The 18,009-nt window shown below is 55.7% G+C and carries 18 protein-coding genes; 6 read left to right on the top strand and 12 right to left on the bottom strand.

All coding sequences use genetic code 11. The features are described from left to right. The 8 genes from NNN71_RS14195 to NNN71_RS14160 form a co-directional block, all read right to left on the bottom strand. Complete coding sequence (locus tag NNN71_RS14195; RefSeq protein ID WP_163446438.1) at positions 1-174, bottom strand: GhoT/OrtT family toxin; 174 nt, start codon at positions 172-174, stop codon at positions 1-3. A gap of 198 nt (positions 175-372) precedes the next feature. Further along, a complete protein-coding gene (locus tag NNN71_RS14190) occupies positions 373-609 on the bottom strand; it encodes a hypothetical protein (RefSeq protein ID WP_271458756.1) in 237 nt (78 codons plus the stop codon). A 110-nt stretch (positions 610-719) separates the two neighbouring features. Continuing rightward, positions 720-2,144: an aminobutyraldehyde dehydrogenase gene (gene patD, locus NNN71_RS14185; RefSeq protein ID WP_163446440.1), complete on the bottom strand. Its 1,425-nt coding sequence runs from the start codon at positions 2,142-2,144 to the stop codon at positions 720-722. 14 nt (positions 2,145-2,158) lie between these two features. Then, on the bottom strand, positions 2,159-2,974 hold the full coding sequence (locus NNN71_RS14180) for an ABC transporter permease (RefSeq protein ID WP_163446441.1): 816 nt from the start codon (positions 2,972-2,974) through the stop codon (positions 2,159-2,161). Continuing rightward, complete coding sequence (locus NNN71_RS14175; protein ID WP_163446442.1) at positions 2,964-3,905, bottom strand: ABC transporter permease; 942 nt, start codon at positions 3,903-3,905, stop codon at positions 2,964-2,966. The genes NNN71_RS14180 and NNN71_RS14175 overlap by 11 nt, the downstream gene beginning before the upstream one ends. Continuing rightward, positions 3,906-4,919, bottom strand: coding sequence for an ABC transporter ATP-binding protein (locus tag NNN71_RS14170; RefSeq protein WP_249023230.1), 1,014 nt, complete (start codon positions 4,917-4,919; stop codon positions 3,906-3,908). A 17-nt stretch (positions 4,920-4,936) separates the two neighbouring features. Further along, positions 4,937-6,082: a putative ABC transporter substrate-binding protein YdcS gene (gene ydcS, locus NNN71_RS14165; RefSeq protein WP_167575770.1), complete on the bottom strand. Its 1,146-nt coding sequence runs from the start codon at positions 6,080-6,082 to the stop codon at positions 4,937-4,939. A 296-nt stretch (positions 6,083-6,378) separates the two neighbouring features. Then, a complete protein-coding gene (locus NNN71_RS14160) occupies positions 6,379-7,791 on the bottom strand; it encodes an aminotransferase-like domain-containing protein (RefSeq protein ID WP_271458755.1) in 1,413 nt (470 codons plus the stop codon). 229 nt (positions 7,792-8,020) lie between these two features. Here NNN71_RS14160 and NNN71_RS14155 point away from each other — a divergent pair, with 229 nt between their 5' ends. The 4 genes from NNN71_RS14155 (at position 8,021) to NNN71_RS14140 (ending at position 11,039) form a co-directional block, all read left to right on the top strand. Continuing rightward, complete coding sequence (locus NNN71_RS14155) at positions 8,021-9,421, top strand: cytochrome ubiquinol oxidase subunit I (RefSeq protein WP_271458754.1); 1,401 nt, start codon at positions 8,021-8,023, stop codon at positions 9,419-9,421. Beyond that, positions 9,418-10,428, top strand: coding sequence for a cytochrome d ubiquinol oxidase subunit II (gene cydB / locus NNN71_RS14150; RefSeq protein WP_271458753.1), 1,011 nt, complete (start codon positions 9,418-9,420; stop codon positions 10,426-10,428). The genes NNN71_RS14155 and cydB overlap by 4 nt, the downstream gene beginning before the upstream one ends. Then, positions 10,428-10,553 carry a DUF2474 domain-containing protein gene (locus NNN71_RS14145; RefSeq protein WP_271458752.1) on the top strand — a complete coding sequence of 42 codons (126 nt, stop codon included), beginning with the start codon at positions 10,428-10,430 and terminating at the stop codon, positions 10,551-10,553. Before cydB ends, NNN71_RS14145 begins: the two co-directional genes overlap by 1 nt. Positions 10,554-10,676: 123 nt before the next feature. Further along, the gene (locus NNN71_RS14140) at positions 10,677-11,039 is read left to right on the top strand and encodes a hypothetical protein (RefSeq protein ID WP_271458751.1); all 363 of its coding nucleotides are present in this window, start codon (positions 10,677-10,679) and stop codon (positions 11,037-11,039) included. 78 nt (positions 11,040-11,117) lie between these two features. On the opposite strand, the gene NNN71_RS14135 is transcribed toward NNN71_RS14140, so the two are convergent. Continuing rightward, positions 11,118-13,088, bottom strand: coding sequence for a peptidase U32 family protein (locus tag NNN71_RS14135; RefSeq protein WP_271458750.1), 1,971 nt, complete (start codon positions 13,086-13,088; stop codon positions 11,118-11,120). Between the two features lie 199 nt (positions 13,089-13,287). Then, a complete protein-coding gene (locus tag NNN71_RS14130) occupies positions 13,288-13,863 on the bottom strand; it encodes a helix-turn-helix domain-containing protein (RefSeq protein ID WP_249023226.1) in 576 nt (191 codons plus the stop codon). Positions 13,864-13,996: 133 nt separating this feature from the next. Between NNN71_RS14130 and NNN71_RS14125 the strand changes: the two genes are divergently transcribed. Beyond that, positions 13,997-15,163 (top strand): benzoate/H(+) symporter BenE family transporter, encoded by a 1,167-nt coding sequence (locus tag NNN71_RS14125; RefSeq protein WP_271458749.1) that lies wholly within the window; start codon positions 13,997-13,999, stop codon positions 15,161-15,163. Here NNN71_RS14125 and NNN71_RS14120 read toward each other — a convergent pair. After that, a complete protein-coding gene (locus NNN71_RS14120) occupies positions 15,140-16,015 on the bottom strand; it encodes a helix-turn-helix domain-containing protein (RefSeq protein WP_163446451.1) in 876 nt (291 codons plus the stop codon). The two genes, NNN71_RS14125 and NNN71_RS14120, sit on opposite strands and share 24 nt — an antisense overlap. Before the next feature lie 185 nt (positions 16,016-16,200). On the opposite strand from NNN71_RS14120, the gene NNN71_RS14115 reads away from it, so the two are divergent. Then, the gene (locus NNN71_RS14115; protein WP_271458748.1) at positions 16,201-17,100 is read left to right on the top strand and encodes a DMT family transporter; all 900 of its coding nucleotides are present in this window, start codon (positions 16,201-16,203) and stop codon (positions 17,098-17,100) included. Positions 17,101-17,260: 160 nt separating this feature from the next. On the opposite strand, the gene NNN71_RS14110 is transcribed toward NNN71_RS14115, so the two are convergent. After that, on the bottom strand, positions 17,261-17,929 hold the full coding sequence (locus tag NNN71_RS14110) for a DUF3313 domain-containing protein (RefSeq protein ID WP_163446453.1): 669 nt from the start codon (positions 17,927-17,929) through the stop codon (positions 17,261-17,263). Between the last annotated feature and the right edge of the window lie 80 nt (positions 17,930-18,009).

Here is an 18,009-nt window from a genome sequence, read left to right as displayed (position 1 = left end):
TCAGAATAGCGACAGCAGCAGCGCAACGGGGAAACTGAACGGCCACGTTGCGCCGATTAAAAAGGTGGCAATCAGACGGATTGAGGTGCTTTCTTTGGTGAGAAACCAGGTAATTCCGGCGCAAATAACCGCCATGATGGCGTAGAAAATGAGCATATGTTGGTACAGCGTCACCAATTGAGTCCTTACCATTGATCGTTAAAGCGGCGCAATATGCTACGTTTTTTGACGTACATCAAGTTTTTCGCCGCTTTTCGCGTGAGGCTATTCAGTCCACGCAGATCTATCTCCAGATAAATTAACTGCGTGAACGATTAAAACTAAAGTCACGGTACGCCGATTTAGTTTTTCATGCTGTGATTCAGCTTACACTTAGCGTTTTGGTTTGGAGGCGGCAAAAATGCTGTCGGTGGTCGGATCGCTTACATAATGATTCGGATCGTACTGCGGAATTAAATTCACTTTTTCGGCATCCCAGGCTTCAGCCAGGCAAGCCGCTGTTACGTGGTTATCGCCATCACAGGCGGCAATGCGGCCTGCTGAATAATAAATGCCTGTACCCATTAAGGCCGCCGCGGCGACGGCACTGCACACAATACTCTTTTTCATCTCTCTGACTATGCCCGGTTTTACAACGGCGCGGATCCTCGCACGTTGCTCCGGGCATGTCAAAACTGCCGCGCGGCGCGGCAGGTTTTCCCCTACCGCAAAGGGAGTAATCAGTGCTTAATCATCACATGCCGCACCACGGTATAATCCTCCAGACCGTACATCGACATATCCTTGCCGTAGCCCGACAGTTTTTGCCCACCATGCGGCATTTCACTGACCAGCATAAAGTGGGTGTTGACCCAGGTGCAGCCGTACTGCAAGCGCGCGCTCATGCGATGCGCGCGGCCAACATCCTGCGTCCACACCGATGAAGCCAGCCCATATTGCGAATCGTTAGCCCACGCCAGCACCTGTTCTTCACTGTCAAAGACGGTCACGCTGACAACCGGGCCAAACACTTCGCGTTGGACGATATCATCCTCCTGGTGAGCGCCCGCCAGCAGCGTTGGCTGGAAATAGAACCCCTTCCCCGCCACCTTTTCACCGCCGGTTACCACTTTGACGTGCGGTAAGGCTTTGGCGCGCGCGACGGCATCGCTAACGCGCGTGAGGTGTGCCTGGGAGCTCAACGGCCCCAGTTCGGTGCTCTCATCTTCCGGCGCCCCCACCTTCAGGCTCGCCACCGCCGCGCCAAGTCTGGCGACCAGCCGGTCGTAAACGCCCCGCTGCGCGTAGATACGACAGGCGGCGGTACAATCCTGCCCGGCGTTATAGAAACCAAAGGTTCTGACCCCCTCAATAACCGCATCAATATCGGCATCATCAAAGACGATCACCGGCGCTTTCCCACCCAGTTCCATATGCGTGCGCTTAATCGAGGACGCCGTGTGCGCCAGAATATGCTCGCCGGTGGCAATCGAGCCCGTCAGCGAAACCATCCGCACCTTCGCATGCCCGGTCAGTGGATCGCCCACGGTTTGGCCGCGACCAAACAGCACGTTCAGTACACCTGCCGGGAAGATATCTTTCGCCAGCTCAGCCAGCGTCAGCGCCGTGAGCGGCGTGATCTCAGAAGGTTTCAGCACCACGCAGTTACCCGCCGCCAGCGCCGGAGCCAGCTTCCACGCCGCCATCATTAGCGGATAGTTCCACGGCGCGATCGACGCCACCACGCCAATCGGATCCCGGCGAATCATTGAGGTATGGCCTTCCAGATACTCCCCGGCAGCCAGCCCGTTCAGGCAGCGCGCTGCACCGGCGAAGAAGCGGAACACATCCACCACCGCCGGGATTTCGTCGTTCACCACGCAGTGCAACGGCTTGCCACAGTTGAGCGATTCGAGCCGGGCGAAGGTTTCTGCGTGCGCTTCAATAACGTCTGCCAGTTTTAACAAGCACTCCGACCGCTGTTTCGGCGTCGTTTGCCCCCACTGAACAAATGCGCGGTCGGCGGCATTCACCGCCGCATCAACCTGAGTGGCCGAAGCCTCGGTAATCGTCAGCAGGATCTCGCCCGTCGCCGGGTTATAGACCGGCTGCGCGTCGCCTTCACCGGCCACCAGTTCACCGTTAATCAGTAACTTATGTTGCATAGCATGATCCTGTTTTAGTTAAATGTCGTCCCACCGCCAGCGGCTGTTTCGTCTTCGCGCGTCAGCCACCACGCCCCTAAAATCGGTATCATCGTCAGCACCATCACCAGCAGTGCGACTACGTTGGTCACCGGCACATCGCGTGGTCGGCCCAATTGGTTCAGCAACCACAGCGGCAACGTACGCTCGTGGCCTGCGGTAAACGTGGTGACGATAATTTCATCAAACGACAGCGCAAACGCCAGCATGCCTCCTGCCAGCAGCGCCGAGCCAAGGTTCGGCAGCACCACATGGCGGAAGGTTTGCCAGCCGTTGGCGCCGAGATCCATTGACGCCTCCACCAGGCTCCATGACGTACGGCGAAAGCGGGCAATCACGTTGTTAAAAACCACCACCACGCAAAAGGTCGCGTGACCAATCACGATAGTGAGCAGCCCCGGCTCCAGATTCACCGTCTTAAACGCCGTCAGCAGCGCCAGCCCCGTGACAATGCCGGGTAAAGCGATGGGAAGGAGCAGCAACAGCGATATCGCGCTTTTACCAAAGAAATCCCGCCGCCAGAGCGCTGCTGCAGCAAGCGTGCCAAGTACCAGCGCAATCGCCGTCGACAGGGTGGCTATTTTAAGTGACAGTGTCACGGCCTCGTAGATATCGCTGCGCCCTGCCGCTTCGCTAAACCAGCGCAGCGTCAGGCCCTGCGGCGGAAAGCTGAAGGCGGCGTCTTCGGTGTTGAACGCGTATAGCGCAATAATCACCAACGGAAAATGGAGAAAAATCACACCGCCACAGGCGGCGATTTTGAGAAACCACGGTGCGCGATCAGAGTGCATCAAACGCTCCCAGACGTTTCACGAACGCCAGATAGAGGGCAATCAGCACGATGGGAACAAGGGTAAATGCCGCCGCCATCGGCATATTGCCGATCGCCCCCTGCTGGGAATAAACCATATTGCCGATAAAATACCCCGGAGGCCCCACCAGCTGCGGGACGATAAAGTCTCCAAGGGTTAGCGAGAAAGTGAAAATCGACCCCGCGGCAATCCCTGGAATCGCCAGCGGCAATACCACATGGCGGAAAGTCTGGCGCGGTAGCGCGCCAAGGTCCGCTGAAGCCTGCAGCAGCGATCCGGGAATGCGCTCCAGCGCAGCCTGTACAGGCAGGATCATAAAGGGCAGCCAGATATAAACGAACACCAGAAAGCGCCCCAGCCCGGACGTTGAGAGTGTATTCCCCCCGATCCCCGGTAGCGTCAGCACAGCCGCCAGCACCGGCTGCAAGCCCAGATGGCTAAGGAACCACTGCGCGACGCCGTCCTTGGCCAGCAGTAGCGTCCATGCGTAGGCTTTCACAATATAGCTGGCCCACATCGGCAGCATCACCGCCACGTAAAAGAAGGCCTTCTGTTTACCGCGGGTATAGCGCGCCATATACCACGCCATCGGAAAGGCCAGCAGCGCACTGGCGACGGTTACCGCTAGCGCCATAACCAGCGTTCGTAGAATGATGTCGTAGTTGGCTGGGTTAAATAGCGCATAGAGGTTTGCCAGCGTGAGCGTAGGCGTGACCGACATGGTGAAGTCATCGAAAGTGTAGAAGCCCTGCCACAACAGCGTGAGCAGTGAGCCAAAATAGACGATGCCAAACCACATCAGCGGCCCGAGCAGCAACAGGAACAGCCCTAACATCGGCTTACGCCAGAACAGACCGGATATTTTCCCGGCATTGCGGGCAGGAGGAACAGGCGACATGCTCATCTCCATTCACCTCCCTCCATCCAACGCCACCATGGCATCTCGCGGCCAGGAAGCCAGTACTTCGCCGCCGACCGTTGGCCCTTCAGCATTTAGCCCGACGGAGAAGTTTGGCTGGCTGACCAGCAGCCGATCGCCGCTTTCCAACAGCAATTCATAGCGCGTCGCCGCGCCTTGATACTGCACCGCCTGCACCCGGCCTTTTACCTCTACTTCACCACCTTCATTCAGGCGAATATGTTCAGGGCGCAGCGCCCAGTTTCCGCTCATGCCGCACAACGTTTCGGCCATAGCCGGATTAAACACGTTCGACGTCCCCACAAAGCTGGCCACAAACGGCGTACGTGGCCGCAGATACAACGCGCGCGGCGTATCGACCTGTTCAATGCGCCCGCTGTTAAACACCGCCACCCGGTCGGACATCGACAACGCTTCGCCCTGATCGTGGGTCACGAAGATAAAGGTGATGCCAAGCTCCTGCTGGAGCTTTTTCAGTTCGAACTGCATCTGTTCACGCAGCTTAAGATCCAGCGCGCCCAGCGGCTCATCAAGCAGCAGCACGCGCGGTTCATTCACCAGCGCACGGGCGATCGCCACCCGCTGACGCTGGCCGCCGGAAAGCTGCGAGGGTTTTCGCATCGCGACAAATCCCAGCGCCACCTTTTCTAGCGCCTGCGCGGCTTTAGTCTGCCGCTCTTTCTTGCCCACCCCTTTAACCATGAGTCCGTAGGCAACGTTATCGAGCACTGACATATGCGGAAACAGCGCGTAATCCTGAAAAACGGTATTGACGTCACGCTCCCACGGGGGAAGTTCGCTGGCATGACGTCCAAAAATCGAAATCGCGCCGCCGGACAGTTGTTCAAACCCGGCAATCAGGCGCAGGCAGGTGGTTTTGCCGGAGCCTGACGGCCCCAGCATAGAAAAGAACTCGCCGTCATGGATGGCAATACTCACCCCATCCACCGCCCGAACGTCGCCATAAAACCGCGAGACGTCATGAAACTCGACTGCATAGGTCATGATGAGCTCCCGACTGATTAACGACCGCCCATAATCGCAATGTAGTCCTGCGTCCAGCGGCTATAGGGGACATATTTGCCGCCTTCAGCAATCGGGGTTTTCCAGAAGGCAATCTTGTCGAAGAAGCTGTAGCCATTGGTTTCACAACCTTTGTCGCCGAGCAACGTACTAGCTTTACATCCTTCAGCCACCACCGGCAACGAGCCAAACCAGGCCGCGACATCTCCCTGGACTTTTGGCGTTAACGACCAGTTCATCCATTTGTAGGCACAGACCGGATGTTTAGCGTCAGCATGGAGCATGGTGGTATCCGCCCACCCGGTCACGCCCTCCTTCGGGAACACCGTGGCAATCGGCTGACCTTCGCCTTTCAGACCGTTAGCTTGATACGGCCAGGCGCTGGACGCGACCACGCCTTCGTTTTTAAAGTCGCTCATTTGCACCGTGGTATCGTGCCAGTAGCGGTGAATCAAGGCATGCTGATCGCGCAGGACCTTAAGCACGGCCTGATATTGTTCTTCAGTGAGCTGGTAAGGATCGCTAATCCCCAGCTGCGGCTGCGTCGCTTTGACAAACAGCGCCGCATCGGCAATGTAAATCGGGCCATCATAAGCCTGCACGCGCCCCTGATTCGTCTTGCCATCCGGTAGATCCTGCTTCACAAAGACCACGCTCCAGGAGTCTGGCGGCGTAGGAAACGTTTTGGTGTTGTACATCAGCAGGTTTGGTCCCCACTGATAGGGCGTACCGTAGACTTTTCCGTCAACGTTAAACCAGGCGCCTTTGGCGAGCCTCGGGTCAAGCGTTTTCCAGTTTTCGATAAGCGCGGTATTAATCGGTTGCACGCGTTTGCCCATAATCAGGCGTAGCGAGGCATCACCGGATGCGGTGACCAGGTCATAGCCCCCTTTTGCCATCAGGCTGACCATTTCGTCCGAGGTGGCCGCCGTTTTGACGTTCACCTGGCAGCCGCTCTCTTTTTCGAACGCGGTCACCCAGTCATACTGTTTGTCGGTCTGACCACGTTCGACATACCCCGGCCAGGCAATAATATCCAGCCGCCCTTCGCCCTTTCCCAGCGATGTCGGCGGTTCGGCGGCGTGGGCCGTGGCGATCGTCACGACCAACGCGCACAGGCTGCTGTGGGCAAATTTCTTGCTCATAAAGTTTTTACTCCTGTCACAATGAAATGGAGCGGCAGCCGTGCCGTTAAAAATATCTCCCTGTTTAAAAATAGACGTCACTAAGGCACTCACCTGCGCCGCAGATAAAAATTTGCACAGGTTGTGACAAAGGGCGCATTCCGCAAAATGAATGAGTTGATGCTGATAATATGGATTATAGACAAGGAGTTACCAGCCAGGAGCGCTATGCGTATTTCCTATGACCGGTGCAATGAAATATCCCCTTAATTAGCATGAATATTATTAAGGGGATAATCTGGAATAAGCGTTTGTGATTAATTCAGCATCTGGCGAATAAGTTTACCGAGGGTTTCCACCGCATGGTCTTCTCTTTCTCCCCAACCCCAGGCGGTATTAAAACGAAAGAATGACGCCCAGTTGTCAGTCGTTGAAAACATTTTGCCCGGCGCAATGCTGATCTGATGTTCCAGCGCGCGTGTGCTTAACGTTCCAGCATCCATTCCCGCCGGCAGTTCCAGCCAGAGAAAATAGCCGCTGTCATTATGATGAATACGCACTTCAGACGGGAGTGAACGCATCAGCGACTGCCACGCCATCTGTTTCCGTTCCGCTAACTGACGACGCAGGCGGCGCAGATGCGCGTCATAACGCTTGGTCGCCAGATAATCGACCAACGCCAGCTGCATTGGCGAACTGGTGGAAAGCGTACTCATCAACTGCAAATGTTGAATGCGGCGGGCATGCTTGCCCGCCGCAACCCAACCGATGCGGAACCCCGGCACCAGACATTTAGAAAACGAGCTACAGTGCAGCGTCATATCCTGCTTGTCCCATGCCTTTGCGGGCAACGGCTTTTCGCGGCCAAAATAGAGTTCGCTGTAGACATCATCTTCAATCAGCGTGACGTTATGCGCAGTGAGGATCTCAATCAGTCGCGCCTTTTTCTCCGGCGTCAGCGTAAAGCCCAGCGGATTCTGGCTGTTGGTCATCAACCAGCAGGCTTTTACCGGATAATGCTTCAACGCCTGTACCAGCGCATCGAGATCGATCCCCTCTTTCACATCGGTCGCTATCGAAAGCGCTTTTAGCTTCAGCCGCTCTAACGCCTGTAACGCGCCGTAAAAACACGGGTTTTCCACGATAACCCAGTCGCCGGGCTCCGTGACCGCCTGCAGGCTCAGGTTTAGCGCCTCCAGCGCCCCGGCGGTAATGACAATCTCATCCGGCGAAATGGTCATTCCCTGTAATGCGTAGCGACGTGCAATCGCATGTCGCAGTTCATCGTTACCCGGCGGCAGGTTTTCAATCACGCTCATGGCCGTCGCGGTTTTACTTACCTGCGCCAGTGAGCGGTTCAGCTGCGGCAATGGAAAAAGACGCGGGTCAGGAAACGCGGAGGCAAACGGCAGCACCGCCGCATTGCGGCTGGCCTGCAGGACCTCGAATATATAGGTGTTAATGTCAACGGCGTTATCAGGCATGACCTGTGGCGCAGAGGCCGCAGCACGCGGTGAAACAGGGTGTGGCGCGACATAGTAACCAGACTGCGGGCGCGCGACGATTCTGCCCTGGCTCTCCAGCAGTTGATAAGCATGACTAACCGTCATAAAACTCATCCCACTGTTGACCACCTGCTCGCGTAGCGAAGGCAGCTTATCACCCGGTTGCCATACCCCGTGGGCGATCTGTTCCGTCATTTGCGCAGCAAGACGCTGGTACTTTTTCATGATCAATTCCGCTAACTCTGTCTTACCAGCATTTTATATCAGCGTTAAAAAAAATGCATTTTTATGTAACTGATATGAGTTTCAAACAGTGAACACCCAGCGGGTTTACATAACATAACGACATTAGCATCAGTAAACTGTTATCAATTAAAACACCCAGACTGTTTCTGCAACCCAAACCACAAGCTTCGTACAATCGCCGGGAGATATTTATTCCCCCGGAGTCAGCATGTTCGGTCTTGATGCGTTTCACCTCGCGCGAATTCAATTTGCCTTTACCGTTTCGTTTCACATCATCTTCCCCGCCATCACGATTGGCCTGGCAAGCTATCTGGCGGTGCTGGAAGGGCTATGGCTTAAAACCCGCAACCCGGTCTGGCGCTCGCTGTACCTGTTCTGGTCAAAGATCTTCGCCGTTAACTTCGGCATGGGGGTCGTTTCTGGCCTGGTCATGGCCTATCAGTTTGGCACTAACTGGAGCGGCTTCTCGCAGTTTGCGGGCAGTATTACCGGCCCGTTACTGACCTACGAGGTGCTAACCGCTTTCTTCCTTGAGGCGGGTTTTCTTGGCGTCATGCTGTTCGGCTGGAAGCGCGTCGGGCCGGGCCTGCATTTTTTTGCCACCTGCATGGTCGCCCTGGGAACGATCATCTCTACCTTCTGGATCCTCGCCTCCAACAGCTGGATGCAGACCCCGCAGGGGTATGAAATCGTCAACGGTCAGGTTGTTCCGGTTGACTGGTTCGCAGTGGTGTTTAACCCATCCTTCCCATATCGACTCCTGCATATGTCTATCGCCGCGTTCCTGAGCAGCGCGCTGTTCGTTGGGGCGTCGGCGGCCTGGCATCTGCTGCGCGGCAACACGTCGCCTGCCATACGCGTCATGTTTTCCATGTCATTGTGGATGACGCTCATTGTCGCCCCCATTCAGGCGATGGTCGGCGATATGCACGGTCTTAACACCCTGAAACATCAGCCGGCGAAAATTGCCGCCATTGAAGGCCACTGGGAGAACCCGCCGGGAGAACCGACGCCGCTACTGCTGTTCGGCTGGCCGGATATGGAACAGGAACGTACCCGTTATGGACTGGAGATCCCCGCGCTCGGCAGCCTGATCCTCACCCATAGTCTGGACAAACAGGTTCCTGCGTTAAAGGAGTTTGCCAAAGAAGACCGGCCAAACTCGACAATCGTCTTCTGGTCGTTCCGCATCATGGCCGGGTTGGGCATGCTGATGCTGCTGCTCGGGGTTGTCGCGCTGTGGCTGCGCAAGAAGCAAACCCTCTATACCTCGCGTCCGTTCCTGTGGTTTGCGCTGCTGATGGGGCCATCCGGTCTGGTGGCGATCCTCGCCGGCTGGGTGACCACGGAAGTGGGCCGCCAGCCGTGGGTAGTTTATGGTTTGCAACGCACAGCAGACGCGGTTTCCGCACACGGTGACCTGCATATGAGCATCAGCCTGGTGACCTTCTTCGTGGTGTACAGCTCGGTCTTTGGCGTGGGCTACAGCTACATGGTGCGTCTGATTCGCAAAGGGCCGCAGCCCTTTACCCCTGAACCACACGGTACGCCAGCACGTCCGCTCTCTGCCGCTATTGAGCAACAACAATCTAAGGAGGAGCGCGCATGAGCCTCGATCTGTCCATTATCTGGTTTGTGATTATCGTTTTTGCCACCCTGATGTATATCGTGATGGATGGCTTCGACTTAGGGATCGGCATTCTGTTCCCCTTCACCAAAACGGCCCAGGAGCGAGATGTCATGGTGAACAGTGTGGCCCCGGTGTGGGACGGCAACGAAACCTGGCTGGTTCTCGGCGGTGCGGGGTTATTCGGCGCGTTTCCGTTGGCCTACGCGGTGATCATCGACGCGTTAACCATTCCGCTCTCCCTCATGCTGGTGGGGCTGATATTTCGTGGCGTCGCCTTCGAGTTTCGCTTTAACGCCACGCCCTCTCATCGCCCGTTCTGGGACAAGGCGTTTATGGGCGGTTCCATTCTGGCTACCTTCTGCCAGGGGATCGTCGTGGGTGCGGTAATCAACGGTTTCCAGGTCACCGACCGCGCTTACAGCGGCGGCGCTTTCGACTGGCTGACGCCGTTTACGCTGTTTTGTGGCGTTGGGCTGGTTATCGCTTACGCGCTGCTGGGTGCCAGCTGGCTGGTGATGAAAAGCGAAGACGCGCTGCAAGCCAGTATGCGACGCGCCGCGCGCGGGCTGCTGCTGGCGCTGCTGGCCGTGATCGCTTGCATCAGCCTGTGGACCCCGCTGCTGCATTCATCCATCGCCACGCGCTGGTTCAGCTTGCCCAATCTCTATTATTTGCTGCCCGTACCGCTGCTGGTACTCGCCGTCAGCGCGCTGCTGTGGCGCCATCTGGGGCAACCGGAAAGCCACGTGCCGCCGTTCATTCTGACGCTGGCGCTCGTCTTTCTCGGTTTCAGCGGGTTGGGCATCAGTATCTGGCCGGCCATTATACCGCCGTCTATCACCCTGTGGCAGGCTGCCGCACCGGTACAAAGTCAGGAGTTTATGCTGATTGGCGCGATATTTATCATTCCAGTGATCCTGGTGTACACCTTCTGGAGCTACTACGTTTTCCGCGGCAAAGTGCCGCAAAATGAGGGGTACCACTGATGAAAAATCGCTGGATTTCGCGAATATTCTGGCTGGTTGCATTGTGGGGCGGCAGCGTACTGGCGCTGGCGGTGGTGGGGAGTTTATTTCGTATACTGATGACCGCTGCCGGTTTTAAATCCTGAGAGAACAATCAGATACCTTTCTTTTTTCTCCCCCCAGAGAAATCCTAATTCTCTGGGGCTTCACATTTCCTCCACTTTTTATTGGTCAACTACCCCCACTGCACTAAGCAATGTATGGAGTACATGATGAAGAAAATTATCGCACTGTCTGCTTTCCTGGCAATGGGTCTGTGTTCAACGGCGTTCGCCGCCGATCATCAGGAACCGCCGAAAAAACCACCGGTAGAACAACAGCATAATGGTCAACCACCGCGGGAGAACAAAGGACCACAGCAGCACGATGGCAAAGGCCAAACGCCGCGCGACAATAAAGGTTCGCAGCACGATGGCAAAGGTCAGCCGCCGCACGACAATAAAGGTCCGCAGCATGATGGCAAAGGCCAACCGCCGCATGACAATAAAGGTCCGCAGCATGATGGTAAGGGCCAACCGCCAAAACACGACGGCGACAATAAACTGCCACCACCAAACGGTCAGCATAACTAACTAAAAAAGGCCGGAGAGCGTAATCGCTTTCCGGCCTTTTTCGTTACCCGCGGGGCCGCGTTGCTGCTCGCAGACGGACTACAAAGGTGCGTTTTTACGCTTTGGCAGCGTTTTCAGTAAATCATCCGGACTTACCGACGCAACCACGCTCCCCGGCAGGGGCATTTTCAAAATGTGATTTTTGATTTTGCCAATCACGTGCATTTCACATGGGCGACAATCAAACTTCAGCGTCAGCACTTCATCACCGTTAATCAGCTGCATCGGCGTCGCCTTCCAGCTTTTAATCGATCCTTTTGCCTGCTTCGGACACAGATTGAACGCAAAACGTAGGCAGTGCTTGGTGATCATCACCGGGACATCGCCCTTCTCTTCATGCGCTTCATACGCGGCATCGATCAGCTGCACGCCATAGCGGTGATAAAACTCGCGCGCTTTATGGTTGTAGACGTTCGCCAGGAAGCTGAGATGGCTTTCCGGATAAACCGGTGCCGGGCTGGCGACGGCTTTACGGCTACCGCGAACATAGGCGTTGAGACGCGCCCGATCGAGCAAATCGACGGTTTCACGGCGCAGCTGGTTGAGCTGGCTGTTGGGGACAAATAACGCTTCCGGCAGCATCACATCAACGTTCCGCGCGTAGTACAGCGTTTGCCCGAGTTTAGCGACGCCGTCATGCAACTGAGTGAGCGCTTTATCAGCGTTGTTCGCCGTCGCAAACTCGCCGTCTAAGGTGTGGGTCACCGTGACGCCATCTTCACTGGTCAGCGTCAGCACCAGCTGTTCCTGACAGCCAGAAAGCTCGATATCCACTGCGATACGACGCTCGCTGGAGGTTTTCAGCAGCGCCTGCTGCCAGTTATGGTCGAGGTTACGGTTCAGCACCTGATGCGGTCGCGCCTTATGCAGGTCCGCCGGCATTTCGTTCGGCCAAACGCGATAGCGATTTTCGCCGATTTTTTCCACCGTATTGGCACGAAAACCGACGACTTCACGTTTGATCAGCACATTCAGGCCATCGCCGTTCGCCAGCGGTTCGCTCACCTCAACATCCAACGTCTCTTTGTTGACCTTCAGCACTTCGCCCACTGGCAGACCAACAAACTTCGGTGAGTCGAAGGCGCCGATGTTCATCTGCCGCTGGTTGACGAAGTAGTCCGTGCTGCCGCGATGGAAGGTTTTATCGGTCGACGGAACAAAGAAATGTTCGGTACGTCCCGCGGAAGCGCGAGCTAAATCACCGCGTTCTTCAATAATGGCGTCGAGCATCTGGCGGTAATGGGCGGTGATGTTCTTCACGTAGCTCATATCTTTGTAGCGGCCTTCAATCTTGAAGGAGCGCACGCCCGCATCAATCAGCGCGCCAAGGTTGGCGGTCTGATCGTTGTCTTTCATCGACAACAGGTGTTTTTCAAAGGCGACCACGCGTCCCTGATCATCTTTCAGGGTATACGGCAGTCGACAGGCCTGAGAGCAATCGCCGCGGTTGGCGCTACGCCCGGTCTGGGCATGCGAGATATTACACTGGCCGGAATAAGCCACGCACAGCGCGCCGTGGATAAAGAACTCGATGGTGGCGTCGGTGGCCTCGTGGATCGCTTTGATCTGCTGAAGATTCAGTTCGCGCGCCAGCACGATCTGACTAAATCCGACGTCGGAGAGAAATTTGGCCTTTTCTACGCTGCGGATATCACATTGCGTACTGGCGTGGAGCTCAATGGGGGGAATATCCAGCTGCAAAATTCCCATATCCTGCACGATCAGCGCATCAACGCCCGCATCATACAGGTTGGTAATCAGCTTTTGCGCCGGTTCCAGCTCATCATCATGCAGAATGGTGTTCAGCGTAATAAAAATTTTGGCGCCAAAGCGATGGGCAAACGGCACCAGTTCGGCGATATCCTGCAAGCTGTTGCTGGCGTTATGGCGCGCGCCAAAACCGGGGCCGCCAATATAAACGGCATCAGCGCCGTGCAGAATGGCTTCGCGGGCAATTGCCGTATCGCGTGCCGGGCTAAGAAGTTCAAGATGAGCGTTTTGCTGGCGCATACAGTCGGAGTTATCCAGTAGGGTCACAAAATGGCGGCTATTGTAGCCAGAAGCTGCGATAGACGAAAACAGTTTCCATCGCTTCTGCGCCGCGGTTAGCTGAATTTCGGCAACCTATTGCCGAAATGGTCATTTCCGCTTGCATCATCAATAGGTTAGAGTCAGCCCCGTATTCCGGACTTTCCTCGTAACGGCCACGTTATGGTTCATTGTCGTGATTTGCCGCAGGCCTGCCTGCGGCTTTTTCTTTTGGGTAATGAATAATAGAGTGGAAATGCACGGTTTGCTCGCCGCTGTTGCGATAAGCGTGCGGGAGATCGCCCGCAAACCGAAGCCCTTCTCCCGCCTCAAGACGACGCCATTCCCCCTGAATGCACATATCCAACTGGCCGCCGATCACCACCACATGTTCAATCACCCCTTTTTCATGCGGAGTCGATTCGCTTAGTGCGCCAGGCGCCAGGGTGATCGAGAAATGGTCAAAGCACAGTTCAGGATCCCAGGGAAAGATCGGCGTCACCACCATCGCTTGCTGTTGAGGGTCGAACGACTGCTCGCCGTCTGCTTCCGCCGGGGTGATAAAAACGGAAAACGGGACGTTCAGGCCCGTGGCGATTTTCCACAGCGTCGCCACCGTGGGGCTGGATTCATTACGTTCAATCTGCCCCAGCATCGCCTTAGATACACCGGTTTCTTCTGCCAGCTTTGACAGGCTCCATGCCCGTTCCTGACGCAAATTTTTAAGCGTCGCCGCCAGATGTTGCGCAATATTCATTCGGCCTCCATGTTTTCTATCGCCAAAGTATACCTTACCTGCGCGCTATTTACGTCCGTGAAGCACAACATTGTACGTTATAACGCACAATGATATAGTACGCGGACGCTATAACGCACAAGAGGTCATTGATATGCGCGCCGCTTTTATCCCTTTTCCTACTCTGCTGGCTGGATTTGTTGCCGTGCTGGTCGGCTATGCCAGTTCTGCCGCCATTATCTGGCAAGCCGCTGCAGCAGCAGGTGCCAACGCACAGCAAATTTCCGGCTGGATGACGGCGCTGGGTCTGGCTATGGGGATCAGCACGCTGGCACTGACGCTGTGGCGCAAAGTCCCGATTCTCACCGCCTGGTCAACCCCCGGCGCCGCGCTGCTGGTCGCTGGTTTACAGGGAGCCACCCTCAATGATGCGGTAGGTATCTTTATCTTCGCCAACGCACTGATTGTCATTTGCGGGCTGACCGGTTGGTTTGCCCGGTTGATGAAGCTGATCCCCCATTCGCTGGCCGCTGCCATGCTGGCGGGAATCTTGCTGCGTTTTGGTCTTCAGGCATTTGCCACGCTACAGGGGCAACTGTTGCTGTGCGGCAGTATGCTGGTTAGCTGGCTGCTGTTTAAGGCCCTCGCGCCGCGCTATGCCGTGGTTGCCGCGCTGGCGGTGGGAATTATTGTCGCCTTACTAAAAGGTGACATTGTCACAAATACATCCACGCTGGGGTTTGTCGCGCCGCAATTTATTGCCCCTCATTTCTCGCTAACGCAACTGATCAGCGTGGGTATTCCTTTCTTTCTGGTCACCATGGCTTCGCAGAACGCCCCCGGTCTCGCCACGCTTCAGGCCTCCGGCTATCGCGTGCCGGTGTCGCCGTTGATTGTGATTAGCGGCGCCTTTGGGCTGCTGCTGGCCCCCTTTGGCGTCTATTCCGTGTGTATTGCCGCCATTACCGCCGCTATTTGCCAAAGCCCGGACGCACATCCGGACCCGCAGAAACGCTGGCTTGCCGCCGCCGCTGCCGGTGTTTTCTATCTACTGGCGGGCGTATTTGGTGGCTCAATCACCGCGCTGATGGCGGCCTTACCTGTGGTGTGGATTCAAATGCTTGCCGGGCTGGCATTGCTGGGTACGCTGAGCGGCAGCCTGTTCCAGGCGCTCACTTCCGCACATGAACGCGACGCCGCGATGGTCACGTTTCTGGTCACGGCGAGCGGTATCACCCTGGCGGGGGTTGGGTCGGCGTTTTGGGGACTGGTTATCGGTGGTGCCAGCTTTGCCCTGCTATCGCGCCAGGCCCGCGCGTAGCTGCGACGGCGTGGCACCGGTCACCGCTTTAAAGCGATTACTGAAGTGGCTGGCGGAGCTAAAGCCGCAGCTTAACGCAATATCGGTTAGCGGCAGCGCGGTGTGGCGCACCAACTGTTGCGCCTTGTCCATGCGACGCTGCATCACGTATTGATGCGGGGCTAAACCTACGGACTGACGGAACATGCGCGCAAAGTGATATTCGCTGAGTGTCGCTTGCGCAGCCAGTTCCGCAAGCGTTAAGGGATCGCCAAGATGCGCATCGATAAAATCGAGCGTATTACGCAGGACGCCCGGAGCCAGCCCGCCCGTCACCGTCGGTAGACGCCACTGCACATTAGCGTAGTTCTGTAGCAAATGGGTAAGCAGCAGCGTGCTGGCGCTGCTGAGGGTCAACTGATTAGCCGGCTGCTGCCAGTCGCAGCCAAGCAAAAACTGGCGGTACAGCAGCGTGATTTTGGGGTCGTCACCAAAAATTTGTTCATCCAGCGTAATCGTTGCCGGACTGCGATCCCACACCTGCTCACCGACCTTACGCAAGTGCTCGTCGGTACAATAAAGATGCACAAAGGACAGATCATCACGAATATCCCACGTCGATTCACTGTCTTCGGGCATCAGGCAGAAGCGATTTGGCCCACCGCCGTTTTTCCAGCCGTACGGCGTTTTTTGATAACTTTCATAACCATCAGCCACATACAGGCTCAGCGTGTGATGATCGCTTTGCACCGTCAGCGTATCGCGTTTGTTATACCACGCGGCAAGCTGAATGCCTGAATTGAGCGCCACGGTCTCCCGCAGAATCGCCTTCTGGCTCTGTAGTCTCTCAAACGTCGCGTAGGTGTGCGCCATTAACATTTCAGTCACGATGATAGGTAAACCCAGTCTAGGGCTTGTCACGCATGGATGCTACCTTTCTGCCCCAGCGGATAAAAAAAACCGCAAGAATTTGCAAGTGTACCGCAACTCCTTGCAAGCTCTGACCGCCAGCACGCGTCACACTGCGCCTTCTATCGCTGTTATCGTTGTGAGGAACTATGAACGCGCTGCTCTATACGCTGGTCGTTGTTATCTGGGGAACCACCTGGATTGCCATCTTTTTACAGCAGGGGCCGGTGCCTGAAGCCGTCTCCATTTTCTGGCGTTTCGCCATCGCCAGCGGCACTATGCTGACGATTTTGCTGTGTCTGCGCCGCCTGCGACCGCTGGCGTTGCGCGATCACCTGTTCTGCATGGTGCAGGGCTGCTGCGTGTTTGGTTTCAACTTTCTCTGTTTTTATACCGCCGCAAAATGGATCAATACCGGGCTGGAATCGGTGATTTTCTCCATGGCAGTGCTGTTTAACGCCATCAATAGTTTTATTTTCTTTCGCCAGACGCCGCCGAAGCGCTTTTACTTTGCCGCCCTGCTCGGATTGGCTGGCATTATCACGCTCTTCTGGCACGACCTGCAGGCAGTGGGCATGAGCAGTACTCTACTGGCGGGCATTTTGCTCAGCGCGCTGGGTACCTACGGCTTTTCGCTGGGCAATATGTTGAGCTTGCGCCACCAGCGGCGGGGGCTGGAAACATTGACCACTAACGCCTGGGCGATGCTCTATGGCACGATCGTTATCGGCATTGTGGCGCTGCTGCGCGGCGATGATTTTACGCCGCAGTGGACGGTGAGCTATATGGGAGCGCTGTTCTACCTCGCGCTGTTCGGTTCAGTGATTGCCTTTGGCGTCTATTTCACTCTGGTGGGGCGTATCGGCGCCAGCAACGCGGCCTACAGCACGCTGCTGTTCCCTCTGGTGGCACTGACGCTGTCTACAATTTATGAAAGCTATCAGTGGCATGCTAATGCCATCGTTGGGCTGGTGCTCATTTTGTTGGGTAACCTGGTGATGTTCGCCAAACCACAAATCTGGCGATTACCGCATCTCAGCCGCGCCTGAGGCCCGCTTTCCGATACGTACCGACAGCCATACTGCATTCACTGAAAAAAAGAATATCGACAGAAGAAGAATATGACGGAAATAGTCAATACCGTCCTAATATGAATAATAAAAGGGAGACCATCACGTCTCCCCTTTTATTTGCGATAGCAATAATGGCTTATTTCTGCGACGGGTCGAATTTCACCGCATCGATGGCCATATCATCAATAACCTGTTTCAATGTATCCAGCGTCAGCTGGGCGTTAGAGTTAGACAGATCTTTGCCTTCCCCTTTACGCACCACTTTGATCACCGGCTTATTGGTGGCGGCGTCGACCAGTTCTGCCTCAAAGTACAGGTTGGTGTTCATGGTACGGTGGCCCGTCGCGGCTTCAGTGCCGGCAACAACCATCGCAATTGGAATCACTTCGTAGAACTGCAACCCTTCTTTGCTGGAGTCAACGGCAGTAATCGCACCGCGGAAGATCAGGCTATGCGGGCCCGCCTTGGTCGCCAGTGGTTTACGCTCGCTGATGGCTTTTTTCAGCTCGGTATTGGTGTAGTTCAGAATATCGGTCAGCGCTTTCTGCCCAACCTGAGTGGTCGGTTTCGGTACCGGATAGTAGGTTACCGGGTTATAGACCACGTTGGCATAATTGGCCGGTTTATAGTCCGGAGAGATCCAACGCAATTCTGTTTTCCCCGACGCCGTTGTGGCTTCTTTCAGGCCGGAATAGTCTTTTAAAAAGCCGGAGTACTGCTCAGGAGTGGTGGTCTTCGATGCACAACCTGCTAATGCCAAAACGCCCACAAGGGCCGCCGCTTTGAAAAACGCTTGAGTACGCATGAGAATAATCCCTGATAAATGCACAGATGCCCGTAAGTTATAGCAAATGCATCAGGAGTTTGTCGCGGCAAAAATGGAGG

This window comes from Kluyvera sp. Awk 3 (genome assembly GCF_028069715.1).
Taxonomy (GTDB): domain Bacteria; phylum Pseudomonadota; class Gammaproteobacteria; order Enterobacterales; family Enterobacteriaceae; genus Kluyvera; species Kluyvera georgiana_A.
This window is presented reverse-complemented; position numbering and strand designations above follow the sequence as displayed.